The organism is Gillisia sp. Hel1_33_143, assembly GCF_900104765.1.
Classification (GTDB): domain Bacteria; phylum Bacteroidota; class Bacteroidia; order Flavobacteriales; family Flavobacteriaceae; genus Gillisia.
Map to the genome: position 1 here is coordinate 3075146 of NZ_LT629737.1, position 13320 is coordinate 3088465.

The 13320-nt window shown below is 31.4% G+C and carries 12 protein-coding genes; 7 read left to right on the plus strand and 5 right to left on the minus strand.

What is annotated here, in order from left to right; all coding sequences use genetic code 11:
• On the plus strand, positions 1–1671 hold the full coding sequence (gene gldG, locus BLT84_RS14415; protein WP_091267131.1) for a gliding motility-associated ABC transporter substrate-binding protein GldG: 1671 nt from the start codon (positions 1–3) through the stop codon (positions 1669–1671).
• A 197-nt stretch (positions 1672–1868) separates the two neighbouring features.
• Positions 1869–2987, plus strand: a complete 1119-nt coding sequence (gene dnaN / locus BLT84_RS14420) for a DNA polymerase III subunit beta (RefSeq protein WP_091267134.1) — start codon at positions 1869–1871, stop codon at positions 2985–2987.
• Positions 2988–3054: 67 nt separating this feature from the next.
• On the opposite strand, the gene BLT84_RS14425 is transcribed toward dnaN, so the two are convergent.
• Entirely contained in the window at positions 3055–4497 is a 1443-nt protein-coding gene (locus BLT84_RS14425; RefSeq protein ID WP_091267137.1) for a capsule assembly Wzi family protein, read from the minus strand.
• A 261-nt stretch (positions 4498–4758) separates the two neighbouring features.
• On the minus strand, positions 4759–5100 hold the full coding sequence (locus tag BLT84_RS14430; protein ID WP_034888283.1) for a DUF4870 domain-containing protein: 342 nt from the start codon (positions 5098–5100) through the stop codon (positions 4759–4761).
• Positions 5101–5202: 102 nt separating this feature from the next.
• Between BLT84_RS14430 and mnmE the strand changes: the two genes are divergently transcribed.
• The 5 genes from mnmE to BLT84_RS14460 all read left to right on the plus strand — a co-directional run bounded on the left by mnmE (position 5203) and on the right by BLT84_RS14460 (position 11066).
• Entirely contained in the window at positions 5203–6615 is a 1413-nt protein-coding gene (gene mnmE / locus BLT84_RS14435) for a tRNA uridine-5-carboxymethylaminomethyl(34) synthesis GTPase MnmE (RefSeq protein WP_091267139.1), read from the plus strand.
• 221 nt (positions 6616–6836) lie between these two features.
• A complete protein-coding gene (locus BLT84_RS14440) occupies positions 6837–7979 on the plus strand; it encodes a tyrosine-type recombinase/integrase (protein ID WP_091267141.1) in 1143 nt (380 codons plus the stop codon).
• Between the two features lie 172 nt (positions 7980–8151).
• A complete protein-coding gene (locus tag BLT84_RS14445) occupies positions 8152–8688 on the plus strand; it encodes a hypothetical protein (protein ID WP_157717951.1) in 537 nt (178 codons plus the stop codon).
• Between the two features lie 150 nt (positions 8689–8838).
• The gene (locus BLT84_RS14450; protein ID WP_091267147.1) at positions 8839–9015 is read left to right on the plus strand and encodes a histone H1; all 177 of its coding nucleotides are present in this window, start codon (positions 8839–8841) and stop codon (positions 9013–9015) included.
• A gap of 779 nt (positions 9016–9794) precedes the next feature.
• Entirely contained in the window at positions 9795–11066 is a 1272-nt protein-coding gene (locus tag BLT84_RS14460; RefSeq protein WP_091267157.1) for a chloride channel protein, read from the plus strand.
• 679 nt (positions 11067–11745) lie between these two features.
• Here the strand turns inward: BLT84_RS14460 and BLT84_RS14465 are convergent.
• The 3 genes from BLT84_RS14465 to BLT84_RS14475 all read right to left on the minus strand — a co-directional run bounded on the left by BLT84_RS14465 (position 11746) and on the right by BLT84_RS14475 (position 13312).
• Positions 11746–12180: a hypothetical protein gene (locus BLT84_RS14465; RefSeq protein WP_157717952.1), complete on the minus strand. Its 435-nt coding sequence runs from the start codon at positions 12178–12180 to the stop codon at positions 11746–11748.
• A 336-nt stretch (positions 12181–12516) separates the two neighbouring features.
• On the minus strand, positions 12517–13038 hold the full coding sequence (locus tag BLT84_RS14470; protein ID WP_091267164.1) for a DUF421 domain-containing protein: 522 nt from the start codon (positions 13036–13038) through the stop codon (positions 12517–12519).
• Between the two features lie 16 nt (positions 13039–13054).
• Positions 13055–13312 (minus strand): hypothetical protein, encoded by a 258-nt coding sequence (locus BLT84_RS14475; protein ID WP_091267167.1) that lies wholly within the window; start codon positions 13310–13312, stop codon positions 13055–13057.
• Positions 13313–13320 lie beyond the last annotated feature (8 nt).

Genomic DNA, 13320 nt, shown 5'->3' on the forward strand with positions numbered 1-13320 from the left:
TTGAAAAATAATTCTAGTATAAAATATATCGCTTTTCTTTTTCTAGGTCTTGTGCTAATTAACTTTCTTGCATCACGATACCATCAAAGATTTGATCTTACTGAGGATAACAGATACACCCTATCTCCTGCTGCGAAAGACATTATTGCAGATGTAAAATCTCCCGTAATCATAGATGTTTTCTTAAAAGGAAATTTTCCCTCAGAATTTAGAAGGCTTGAGAACGAAACCAGACAAATGCTGGAAGAATTTTCAGCATACAATTCTAATATAAGATTCAATTTTATAGACCCTTTAGAAGAAGGTGAAGATGCCAATGCTATTGCAGAAGAATTCTACAAATTAGGAATGAGTCCGGCAAGAGTAAATGTTCAAGAAAATGGGAAAGCTAGTGAAACTCTCATCTTTCCATGGGCCACTGCAAATTTTAATGACAGAACTGTAAAAATTTCGCTCTTAAAAAATACACTAGGTGCAACCAATGAAGATCGTGTAAATAATTCTGTACAACAATTAGAATATAATTTTGCTGATGCGCTTAGTAGATTAGTTCATAATAAGGAGAAGAAAATTGCCGTTATGCGTGGTAACGGAGAATTGGGAGATGCTTATATAGCAGACTTTATTAAAACCGTGCGCCAATACTATTATGTAGCGCCTTTTACCTTAGATTCTGTATCTAAACATCCTCAAAGAACACTACAGGAGCTTAATGAGTTTGACCTTGTTCTAGAGGCTAAACCAACGATAGCATATACAGAAGATGAAAAACTGGTTCTAGATCAATACTTAATGCAGGGAGGTAAGGCTTTATGGCTAACAGAAAATGTTGCTATAGAAACAGATAGCCTTTTTAATGAGCTTGGAGCTACCCTAGCATTTCCTAGAGCGCTTAATCTTGGCGATCTTTTCTTCTCATATGGGGTAAGAATTAATCCGGTATTAATAAACGACCTCTATTCTGCGCCTATTATCTTAGCTCAAGGAAACGGAAGTGAAACGCAATTTACTCCATATCCATGGTTCTATAGTCCTCTTACCAGTTCTCTAAACACCCACCCAATAATCAATAACATTGAAGCGGTAAAATTTGATTGGGCAAATAATATAGATACTCTTAAAAACGGAATAAAGAAAACGATCTTGCTTACCAGTTCTCCCAGATCTAAAATTGAAGGCGTACCAAGAGAAATAAATTTGAACATTATTAGTACCAAGCCAGATATATCAACCTATAATGCCGGAGAGCAACCTTTAGCCGTCCTCCTAGAAGGGGAATTTAAATCTGTATATAAGCATAGAGTAAAACCTTTTGATCTTAAAAATGGATTGGATAAAAGTGTAAATACATCAATGATCGTAATTTCTGATGGAGATGTTATTAAAAATCAATTACAAAAAGGACAGCCTTTAGAACTAGGTTTTGATAGATATACCGGAAATTCTTATGGCAATAAAGAATTCTTATTAAATGCTGTAAATTATCTTTTAGATGATTCAGGCTTAATAGATATTAGATCTAAAGAGGTGAGCATTGCATTTCTAAATTTAGAGAGAATAGCAGAAGAAAGATCTTTATGGCAGTTGCTAAATGTGGTGCTACCAATACTATTATTAAGTATAGGTGCCTTTATGTTTGGTTACTATAGAAAGAAGAAATATAAAAAATAGGATCTTCAAATCTGCCAACTGCAAAGAATCTATTAAATATTAACAAAATCTATATATACCAAAATTAAAAAGTTCTGATTTAAAGCACTTTAAATGATTTATTATTGATTTGAATGTTAATAAAATATCTCCATATGTACTTTAGTTTTTCAAGTAATAGGATATATTTGTAGTGATTAAAAATAATCGATACGTCCATGAAATTTATTGTATCCAGTACATATTTGCTTAAACAGCTTCAAATTTTAGGAGGAGTTATTAATAATAATAACACGCTACCTATTTTAGATAATTTTTTATTCGAATTAAAACAGGATGAATTAACTGTTTCTGCTTCCGACCTTGAGACTACAATGTCTGCCAAGTTAAAAGTAGAATCAGATTCTGAAGGAGCTATTGCAGTACCTGCAAAATTGCTTTTGGAAACTCTTAAAACATTTCCAGAGCAGCCTTTAACTTTTGTAGTAGAAGATAATCATACCATAGAGTTAAGTTCTAATCATGGTAAATATGCGTTAGCGTATGCAGATGGTGAAGAATTCCCTAATGCTGTAGAGCTTAATGAACCAAGTAGTACAGTAGTACAGGGTGATGTTTTGGCAACAGCTATTTCAAAGACCATCTTTGCTTCTGGTAATGATGATCTAAGACCGGTAATGAGCGGTGTTTTCTTTCAGTTCTCTACGGAAGGAATCACTTTTGTGGCAACAGATGCTCACAAATTGGTAAAATATTCTAGAGAAGATGTTTCTGCATCGCAAGCTGCAGAATTCATTATGCCTAAAAAACCTTTGAACTTATTAAAAGGAATTTTAGCAGGAAGCGAAACCGATGTACTTATAGAGTACAACGATTCTAATGCGAAATTTACTTTTGAAGATACGCAATTGATCTGTAGATTGATAGATGGTAAATATCCGAACTACGAAGCAGTAATTCCAAAAGAGAATCCAAATAAACTTATTATAGACAGAAGTCAGTTTTTAAGTTCTGTAAGAAGGGTTTCTATTTTCTCGAATAAAACTACGCACCAAGTAAGACTTAAAATTGCAGGTGCAGAGCTAAATATTTCTGCAGAAGATATAGATTACAGTAACAAAGCAGAAGAACGTTTAACGTGTTCTTACGCTGGAGATGATATGCAAATTGGGTTTAACTCCCGTTTCTTAACAGAAATGTTGAACAACCTAAATGCAAATGAAGTTCAGTTAGAAATGAGTCTTCCAAACCGCGCAGGAATTTTAACTCCTGTTGATGGCCTTGATGAAGGTGAAAAAATTACCATGCTTGTAATGCCCGTAATGCTTAACAATTAGAATACTTTCCAATTATATTGTTTGAAACCGTTAGTTATCCTTAACTAGCGGTTTTTTTTATTCTTACTTAAAATTGTTTACTCAATCTTAATCCTGCGCCGAGGTTAGAATCTTCAGAAGAAAGATCTGCTCCTATTTGCACATTCAACTTAATAAATGAATCTAATAAGCTAAGATCGATGAGTGCAGAAACTAGCTCATGTTGCATTGTAAATCTACCTCTGGGATCATCCTCTCGAAACTCTTCTCCTTCAGTATCATTTAAGTTTCGAACATGCCCATTATTGTTCCTATAACTTATCAATAATTTATACGGAAATTTTTGAATGATAGTACCCAAAATTCCAAAGTGGTGAACTATGATCCTATTATTTCCTATTGAAGGCTTTTTATCATTACCGTATTGATTGATGGTAAAAAAGGGCATTCCGATAACATCCCCTTTATAGGTCCATCCAGATTGATACATCCCATTATTAAAGTAATTATCCCATTTATGAATTAAAGGACTTCTTTTATGACTTTGATCTTTAGTATAATAAAATTCATACATGAACTTTTGAATCCAGGGTTTATCATTAAAAGTAAAATCTGTTAGATCTATGTACAACCCATACCTACCATCGGGTCTATTATAATAGAGCATACCAGAACCATCTTCAAATATGTGGCTATACATAAATTCGTAATAAATATTATTGATCACCTTACTAATTCTAAGCTCATAAGAACCTAGATGATTTCCCAAGGCATTGGTTTGTTCACCTATATATGAATTGCTTTCTCCACCTTGCCCCGTTACTATTCTCAGGTAATCTTTAAATGTTCGTGGCTGTTCTCCAATATGATCTTCTGGAGATTCACCAGCCCATTGAGCAAAATGCTCTATACCTAATTTTAGCTTAAAGTTAGTGTTAGACCTATAGTTAAGGAAAAGAGACTTTTTATGAACACGAGTATTCTTTACAAATCTATCGGGGCCATCTCCCATTAAAAATTCACCCCAACTACCGGAAAGGCCAACATGATTATTAAATAAGAAATAGATAGGTTCTCTAATTTTAAGTTCAATTCCAGGCAAAGGTTTTGCGTTTATAGACCATAACATATTCCCATTAGTTCCGCTTAAGCCATCATACAATTCTTTATGCTGTTTAATACCAACTACTGCTCGCAACCATTTATTATCATACTTTAAATAAAGTTCATCGAGATCAAAATTATCGTGCCTTCCTGCATCCTGAGCCATTGCTCCTACTCCAAACTCTATATTTGAATTAGAGGAAAATTCATAATTAGCGGTTACATGAGACCATGCCGAAACAGTAGTAGCGGCATTTACTCTTCCTCTCTTATTAGAGTAAAACCAAAATGGCAGATCCTTTTTAGTGCTAAGATAACTTTCAATGGTAGCATCTCCAGAAAAAGTGACCTGAGCATTTCCCATCATTTGAAAAAGCATCAAAAAAAGAAAAGTACTTAGTCCTCGAAATATTGATTTCCAGATCATACGTAGTATATTTTGCCTGTAAGGCTTTAATAATTGGTAGGTTCTAGAACACTATAAAATTGAAGAAATTTGGAACGTAAAGCTTTAGTTAATAAGCTTTTACAATTTAACATAATTTTATTAACAAACTACATATAATTTTATTTCTCTTTAGAAATCAAGACGAAAATTCAAACATTTTAAAATAGATGCATAAAAAAAGAGTTCCGAAGAACTCTTAGAAATATGTTGAAAATGAGGTGAAAAATATGAAATGGATTACTATTTTAAAATATTGATAGTAAATGGATAATTGGGAATTTCACCATTGCTCACTTTTATGGCGTTGATTATTGGAAATACCAGCATGATCAAACCAACTAGTATCAGTAATAATAAACCTAATCCGAAAAGGAAAATAAGTGGTACACAAATTAACGAGTAGATAAAAAGTGAGATCTGAAAATTCAAGATATCCCTTCCTTGTTGATCTAAACCTAGAACCTTGTCTTTTTGTGTAAGCCAGATAACTAGTGGCACTATGAGTCCGCCAAACCCTGTAATAAGATTAAGTAACTGACTAAGATGTGTTAGTATTAATAATTGTCTGTCTTCTCTTAACATGATGAAATTATTTTGGATGATTGATTAACTTATTTATAAGTACCTGTTTTCTTTAATAAGTTACAGTGGAATCCTGTCTTTTATCTTTCTTATCTTTGCAGCATGAGATTAAATGATACCATAGTTGCATTGGCTACTCCACCCGGAGCCGGTGCTATTTCAGTAATTCGAGTTTCTGGTCCAGAAGCTATAAATATAGTCGCTCCCATTTTTAGGGCGAAGTCTAACAAAGAAATTACAGAGCAGCCCACACATACACTGCATTTAGGAAACATTGCAGATAATGAACGCTTGATAGATGAAGTGTTGGTTTCTATTTTTCATGGACCAAGATCATACACTGGAGAAAATACTATGGAGATCTCATGCCATGGAAGTCCATATATTCAACAAGAGATTATTCAATTATTGATTCGAAAAGGATGTAGATCTGCAGAAGCTGGAGAGTTCACATTAAGAGCCTTTCTAAATGGAAAAATGGACCTAAGCCAGGCAGAAGCTGTTGCCGATCTTATTTCTTCGGAAAATGCTGCATCTCACCAAATGGCTATGCAACAGATGCGTGGAGGGTTTAGCAACGAAATTCAAAAATTACGTCAGGAATTACTCAATTTTGCTTCGCTAATAGAATTAGAATTAGACTTTGCTGAAGAAGATGTAGAGTTTGCTAACAGAGATGAATTTAAAAGTTTAGTATCTAGAATCCAGCAGGTATTAAAAAAATTAATTGACTCATTTGCAGTTGGAAATGTACTTAAAAACGGAATTCCGGTAGCTATTGTTGGAGAACCTAATGTTGGAAAATCCACATTGCTCAATGCGCTTTTAAATGAAGAAAGAGCGATCGTTTCAGACATTGCAGGAACTACTAGAGATACTATAGAAGATGAAATGAGTATTGGCGGTGTTGGGTTTAGATTTATAGATACTGCGGGGATAAGGGAGACCAAAGATGTAATTGAAGGTCTTGGAATAAAAAAGACTTTTGAAAAGATAAGCCAGTCGCAAGTAGTAGTGTTCTTAGTAGACAGCAGCAAATTAAAGGCAGAAAGAAGCAGGTTGCATGAAATACATGTTGAATTGGAAAAGATCAAAAATCAATTTCCATTAAAACCATTAATTATCGTTGTCAATAAGATAGACAGACTTTCTGAGCTGGATATTGATGCGCTTAAAAGTTCTTTAGATGATATTGAAGGAGCTACACTTCAATTATTATCTGCTAAATCTGGAGAGGGAGTTGAAGATTTAAAAGATAAACTATTGCAATTTGTAAATACGGGAGAACTCAGAAATAACAACACTATTGTTACCAATAGCAGACATTATAATGCTTTATTAAGTGCTTTAGAAGAAATTAATAAAGTACAGGAAGGTCTAAATCATGGTTTATCTGGAGATTTAATGGCAATCGACATTCGTCAGGCATTATACCACTTTGGAGAGATCACGGGTGAGATCACTAACGATGACCTTTTAGGGAATATTTTTGCGAACTTCTGTATTGGAAAATAAACAGTACATTTTAAATGATATCAAATGATATCATTTAGCATAAAAACTCAATTATAAAAGGCTTTAAAGGCCTTATTTTTATTTTTATAATTTCCTTAATTATAATATTGGTACACCTTATTTTACACCTTTAGTACACCTCTTTATAAAAATTTACACCTAAGGTGTACTTTGGTACACCTATTAATTTTTTTTTCTTATCTTTATAAAAAGGTATTAAGATGAAAATTAAACTGAAAAAGAAGAAATTAGCAACAGCTAAGTATAGCCTCTATATAGAATACTACAAAGGAAAGGTTATAGATAAAAATGGAAAACAAATCCATAACAGAGAATTTGAATACTTAAAGGAATACTTATACATTGAACCTAAAAATTCTTCTGAGAAAAGAGAAAATGAAGAAACTCTTTTAAGAGCTGAACAGATTCTATCAATTAGACGAGCTGAATACGCACAAGGGAAGTATGGAATTAAAGATCGATCGAAAGATAAATTATTGTTTATAACCTATTATGATAAACTTAAAGAAGAGCGATATGAAAGCAAAGGTAATTACGATAACTGGGATGCTGCTCAAAATCATCTTGAAGATTATATAGGTAAGAGAAAAATTACATTTGAAGATGTAGATGAAGATTTTGTTTTAGGATTCAAAAAATTTTTAAATCATAAGTCCAGAACAAAATCCAATACGCCCCTATCTCAAAATTCAAAATATACTTACTACAATAAATTTAAAGCAGCTTTACGTCAAGCATTTGACGATGGCTATACGCGAAGAAATTTTGCTACCACGGTCAAAGGATATGCTCAGGGTGAAACTTCAAGAGAGTACTTAACTCATGAAGAATTACAGGGGTTGGCTAAAGCTAAATGCAAACATCAAATTTTAAAAAATGCTTTTCTATTTAGCTGCTTAACGGGTTTAAGATGGAGTGATATAAATAAGCTTAACTGGGCTGAAGTTCGAGATCATGAAGAAGGCTCCCAACTTATTTTTAAACAGAAAAAAACAGCCGGACAGGAATATCAGTACATTTCAGATCAAGCCAGGAACTTGCTGGGCAAACGAAGAAAGGAAAATGATCGAGTTTTCCAAGGTTTAAAATATGGAGCGCATTTTAATGCTGAAATCCTTAGGTGGTGCATGCGTGCCGGTATTACCAAACATATAACTTTTCATAGTGCTAGACATACCCATGCTGTTCTCTTACTGGAAAATGGAGCTGATATCTATACCGTTTCAAAAGTACTGGGCCATAAAGAAATAAGAACCACTCAGGTATATGCTAAGATTGTAGATAAGAAAAAGAAAGAAGCTGCCTATTTAATTCCAGAGATTGAGATGGATTATGAATTTTGATATATTCACATACTTATCAACTCTGGCGTTTATTCTTATATATAGCCGCTTGGTCATTCATTATGCGCCAGCTATCTTTTTTTACTTCATTAATTCAAATTGCGGTAACATTCATTATCTCGAGAAACCACGACTCCTTTTTCATATTCTTGGACTAAGCTTCATGCATCTTATGTTTTCTTTTCATCAATCTTATAAGAGCTCAGATATATCTCTTCACTTATTAGCCCTTCTTGTATTTTCTTTAGGTGTATTTTTTTGTCTCATTTCGTGGGGAGAAAAATTTAAATCTGCTTTTTCAGAAAAAGTTAAAATCAAGTCTGATAATGGAATCAATAATTTCAACTTATCCATTCCAGATTTTCAAATAAGCCAGTTATACAATGAAATGGTAAGATTTGATCTGATTGATCAGGAAAAAACTTCAATTACTGATTTTAAAAATGCTTTACTTCAAGAATGGAATAGCCATAATTCAAAAATTCATTTGAATATGGATGGTCCTACTTGTAGAGAATTCTTTGATCATTTAGTAAAAACATTTCCTAATAATTCAATGACGCTGAAAAATTTATTTATCACCTCTGGATTAGTTCTTAGGCCGGATGGTAAAAAATATAATTATAATACGCTGAAAAATGCTCCTACGCGATCTCCAATATCCAAAATGCACGAAACCTTGACCTCAATTTTTAAAAAATTGGACTAGATTTTAAAATCTTTATTAAATAATTTCACGAAAAACACTTTTATATTTTTTAAGAACATCACAGTTAGATGATTACATAGAATATCACTAAAATCAGGTATTCAGACTAAATTCTCTATTTTAGCAATTCTAAATTTTAAAATATTTATCATGAAAAATCTTATTGAAAACATTGAATCTACTTTTGAAAACTTCAAAACAGATGCTAATACACAATTGGAAAATGGAAACAAGAGTGCTGGAACAAGGGCTAGAAAATCTTCTTTAGAGTTAGATAAACTTCTAAAAGAGTTCAGAAAAGTTTCTGTTGCAGAATCGAAAAAGTAAATAATTAAGCCTCCTCTTTAGGAGGCTTTTATTTTAAATATGGCTTATTCAGAAATAAATCATTCTTATAAAACTTTCTTCCGAAAACCTGTATCAAATACAGTTTATTAGACATTCCTATCTTCTCAAATAATAAAGAACTATTTGATAATTCCTTTTGTATAGAATCTGAAAGAAAATCATAGTACTGGCTTCCGTTAATTTGCCTTTTTAGTTTTGATTCCAGAATTACATTTATAAAAACACATTTAATTGATTATTAATTCTAATCTATTCAAAATGAACGAACTGGATATTTTAGAAAATTGGATCCGGTAGAAAATATCGTTTGTAAGAAAAAGCAGTCTTAACCTTCGATCAGGCTTGTGATTATAGCGGTATATATCGAAGTTATTTATAAATTTACCGCAGATGAAAAAATTCCATTCTCTAAACCAAAAGTAAAATTGATGTTTTTCTCTCAAGAAAAACTTGATAGTTGGTTCTTAAACAATATTTCTACATCAAAAGATCAGATAATTGACCGAGCTGTGGTATTCTGTATTGCCAAGAAGATTAAATGCGTAAAAATTTAATCTGAATTAACATCATTATTTTGTTTATAGATAATTTAAATAACCAGCATTTACACATAAGAATGAATCTGATGCTGTGGATTAGTTATTAATATAAAAGAGTTGCAATAGTAAGTATGTCTGGGTTATAACTCTTTTTATAAATTCAGTTTTGCAACAATTTTATAATTTTATATTCTAGCTTTGCGTTCTTAAAAATAAGATATGAAATTGTCAATTCAGAGCAGAAGTAATCTATTACTGTTGTTAAATACATTTTTAGTGACTATCCTATCCATAATATTAGCTTTTTCACTAAAATATGTAACTGAATTAGTACAACTTACTATTTTTAATTTTGCAGAAGCAAATAGATATCTATTTCTAGTTCTTCCCACTACCGGAATTACATTAATTTATTTTTTACGGAAATTTATCTTTCATGGGAAAAAGAATAAAGGAATTAAAGAAATATACTCCGCACTAAATTATAGAAAAAATTCATTACCCTTATTCAAGATAACATCTCATTACATAAATGGTTTCCTTACTGTTATCTTCGGGGGTTCCACTGGAATTGAAGTTTCTACCGTGGTTTCTACTGCCGCCATAGGTAGCAATACTCATCATTTTACGGGATTAGCTAAAAAACATCAACAGGCATTGGTTTGTGCGGCAGTTGCATCTGGAATTGCAGTACTTTTTAATAGTCCACTAGCCGGAGGGCTATTTGCTATTGAAGTTATCGCCAGAAAAAAGAATCTCTCTACCTTTATAATGACTTTTATTGCAATATTAATTACCGGTGTGTTTATTAATATTTCTGGACAGGAATATCTTTTTGAGGGGGAGGTACTATTGTGGAAATGGCAGGCAATACCATATTTTTTTATTGTAAGTGTTCTAGCTGCTATAACCGGAGTCTATTTTACCAAAACGGTTTTATTCTTTAAAGATAAATTAGGCGCTATAAATAACAATTTTCTTCGTGTAAATATTGGAGCATTAACTATTGGTGGTTTAATTTTATTACTCCCTCAACTTTATGGTGACAGTTATCATTCTCTTCCCTATTTTTTAGAGAATAGTCTCCATAGCGAAGAAGTAACCAATATTCTCTTTATTATTTTGGCATGTATAATATTAAAGCCTTTAGCTGCTAGTTTAACTCTTGGAGCTGGAGGTGATGGAGGAGTATTTGCGCCTAGTATTGTTACAGGTGCATTTATAGGTTTATTTGTAGCCTTTTTCGCAAATAAATTTTTAGGAATGGAACTTATACCTCTTAATTTCGCTCTATTAGGAGCAGCAACTATGCTTAGTGCAGCTATTCATGCACCTTTTACTGCACTCTTTTTAGCCTGTAGTATTGTTGATGGTGGTTATATACTTTTTATTCCAATAGCAATATGTGTATTTTTATCTAAATTTATAGCCTCCTATCTTTGTAGCTATACCGTATATACTTTCAATAAATCTATACCGATAAAAAACTAATAAATAGATTGAAACATCTGCTAAATTACTTAAATTATTAGGTTAGTATTTTGATTCTAACTTGGGAACTGATATAATTCATCGCTATCGTAAGAAAATCTTTTCTTACTTTTAAAGAGCATTGATATAACATAAAAGTTTGACGTAACTATCAAAATTCACAGGTTTAAAATTAAACTTGAATTAATATAGCTACTATAATTGCCTTCGAAGATTAAAAGCAATGTAATGATAGTCCTGTTTAAGGGAATCGAACAATTACTGGATGAACATGCTTATACTTCTTCTCATAAAAAATTTAATGCATTCTAAAATACGGATTTCTAAAAAATTGAAATAAAGAGTAAAAGAACTTTCTTATCTCTATGGAGTATCAGCTTTTCCTTAACATTCTAATTCTATTTTAGAGACCTTCGAGGAAATTTGTAATATTACTCAACAAAATTCACCAATTAAAAAAATTAAACTATTGAGTAAAATACTTTTAGCTCGTAAAAAAAGATAATTTAATCGGCGATTGTTGATATTTTAAAATAAGGTATAGGATCTAAAATCTTATTAGATCATTCAAACAAGTAAATAAGTTATATTTAATATTCCAATCTATATGAAAAGCAAAATGAAAGATTATAAATTTAAAGTTGGAATTATATATGATTGACTATTAATCCACATTTTATTAACCAAAAAAATTATTGAAATTAATAAAGATCATTGTAGTTAAAGTGAAAACAATATGAGCTATAACTAACTGAATATAAAATTTGTTCAAATGTATTGATGGAGGCTGTGGATTAACTTTAAACATCAAATACCATCCAAATATTCCCATTACCCCTGCTATAATTCCTGAAATTAAACCGTACACAAAATATGAGATAGAATGAAAATATTCCCAACCTAATATGGTAAATTCTGCGAACACTAATCCTATGATAAAGTGAACCAACCAACCTAGAAAACTCTTTTTTTTAGGTTTAAATGGAAGCTTACTGGATTTAATAAGTTGGTTTAGTAATTCAGGCTCTTTAAACTGATGTTCACAAAAAATACTAAAACTATAACTAAACAATGTCATCATTAACGTCGCACAAAAGGAATACATTATTATCATAGTTTAAATATTTAAAATCCAATCGGTTTAGGCAATTGTTCTACTGTTATAATTATAAGCTAAGAAATATTAACTATTCTATTTAAATTGAAAATCAAGATTCTTGGAGTTTGAAAGATTTTTACTTAATTTAAAAGTTATCAAAAAACTTGAACAACCTTATGATTTTGTGGATTTATAATATTATTGGTGCTTTTATAATCGCTTTTGCAATCATTCTATGGTAAAAAATGGTCAATAAAAATAAAACCCAAGATGAAATAATAGATGAAGAAATACAAGAAATTAAATATTTACGAAAAAATTCTAAAAAGAATTAAACTCATAAAATATTATCTATTCATCTTCAACACCTTCCATTATCCATTTATCTATTTCACCATTATCAGCATCATGCAATACTACAATATCGCCTGTAGTTTCAAAAGTGACAGCTTTCACTTGCTCAATTTTAATCACGTTAGCTTCCCTAAGTTTTGACCTTAAATCAGTCTCTGTCACTCTTGCTTTCTTCAAATTTTGATATAATATTTTGTCTCCATCCATCAATAACAGTGGAGTATTATCAATCAATTTTTGAAATATTTTCCATCTTCTTAAATAGGCAGCAGTAAGTTGTAATAGATATACAAAAAAAAGTCCAATCATTCCATCAAGTAAACTTACCGATTTAGTTAAGATGGTGCTGGCAATCATTGATCCCACGGCTACAGTCATGGCAAAATCGAAACTTGACATTTTTGAAAAACTTCGTTTACCAAAAATTCGAGTAAGCATAATTGTAGTTAAGTAAATTGAAGCACAAGAGATAAAAATTGCAATAATTTTAGTATCTGAAGAACCGAACCAATTTTCCATAATATAATTTTTAAATTTATTTAAAAGGCTGTATTAAAATATATTGCATCTTCCCCTCATGATTTATATATCTAATTCTAACTTTAAAACACACCGATCTTTCTTCTGAATGAAATTCATTTGTTACCATATCGAAACCTCCATAAGTTGTAAAGGAAATACTATCAATAGTATACTTTTTTATATTATCAAGTCTTTTACAATCTTCGGGAGTGAAAGTGAATCTTTCTTTCAGGTGCTCTAAAGTGCTTATGTGTTTATTTTCACTAATCATTATATCCA

What these genes read in the sequence shown, in the direction of transcription:
- BLT84_RS14440 (WP_091267141.1), top strand. Translation starts at nt 6,837, where the DNA reads ATGAAAATTAAACTGAAAAAGAAGAAATTAGCAACAGCTAAGTATAGC.
- BLT84_RS14445 (WP_157717951.1), top strand. Translation starts at nt 8,152, where the DNA reads ATGTTTTCTTTTCATCAATCTTATAAGAGCTCAGATATATCTCTTCAC.
- mnmE (WP_091267139.1), top strand. Translation starts at nt 5,203, where the DNA reads ATGAGATTAAATGATACCATAGTTGCATTGGCTACTCCACCCGGAGCC.
- BLT84_RS14465 (WP_157717952.1), bottom strand. Translation starts at nt 12,180, where the DNA reads ATGATAATAATGTATTCCTTTTGTGCGACGTTAATGATGACATTGTTT.
- BLT84_RS14425 (WP_091267137.1), bottom strand. Translation starts at nt 4,497, where the DNA reads ATGATCTGGAAATCAATATTTCGAGGACTAAGTACTTTTCTTTTTTTG.
- dnaN (WP_091267134.1), top strand. Translation starts at nt 1,869, where the DNA reads ATGAAATTTATTGTATCCAGTACATATTTGCTTAAACAGCTTCAAATT.
- BLT84_RS14450 (WP_091267147.1), top strand. Translation starts at nt 8,839, where the DNA reads ATGAAAAATCTTATTGAAAACATTGAATCTACTTTTGAAAACTTCAAA.
- BLT84_RS14470 (WP_091267164.1), bottom strand. Translation starts at nt 13,038, where the DNA reads ATGGAAAATTGGTTCGGTTCTTCAGATACTAAAATTATTGCAATTTTT.
- BLT84_RS14460 (WP_091267157.1), top strand. Translation starts at nt 9,795, where the DNA reads ATGAAATTGTCAATTCAGAGCAGAAGTAATCTATTACTGTTGTTAAAT.
- BLT84_RS14475 (WP_091267167.1), bottom strand. Translation starts at nt 13,312, where the DNA reads ATGATTAGTGAAAATAAACACATAAGCACTTTAGAGCACCTGAAAGAA.
- BLT84_RS14430 (WP_034888283.1), bottom strand. Translation starts at nt 5,100, where the DNA reads ATGTTAAGAGAAGACAGACAATTATTAATACTAACACATCTTAGTCAG.